The sequence below is a fragment of the Chitinophaga agrisoli genome, from assembly GCF_008386695.1.
Taxonomy (GTDB): Bacteria; Bacteroidota; Bacteroidia; order Chitinophagales; family Chitinophagaceae; genus Chitinophaga; species Chitinophaga agrisoli.
The window spans coordinates 1-333 of record NZ_VUOC01000188.1; the positions used below are offsets into that span (position 1 = coordinate 1).

Below are 333 nucleotides of genomic sequence, written 5' to 3' on the forward strand. Positions count from 1 at the left end.
AGTTAAGGTGGGAATTTCTTTGGTGTGGTATACTGGAGCCGACAACGGGGCTGGGGCAGAGGTGAGGATGGCGGCTGGTGTTGGCCGCGGAATCCAGGCTTTCATACATTCTGTAGAGGATATCGATACTTCATCCTCTTCCCTAGCGATTTCGCTCTTTCCGTCACATGGTTCTTGGTCTATCTCTGCTCGCTGATAAGCCTCCAGCTGAAGTTTGAGCTTTTTCAGATCTTGGTCCTTTTCCCTTGCTTTTAGCTTGGCCCGCTCTTGTTCTATGTCGGCGTCCTCTTTCTCGAGTTCTTTTGCTGCGATCTCAACTTCTATCCTCGACCG

At 50.5% G+C, this 333-nt stretch carries 1 protein-coding gene; it reads right to left on the bottom strand.

Annotated elements, in window-relative coordinates; all coding sequences use genetic code 11:
* Positions 1–333, bottom strand: a 333-nt coding sequence (locus F0L74_RS33580) for a hypothetical protein (protein WP_188316303.1), incomplete at both ends; no start/stop codon positions are given.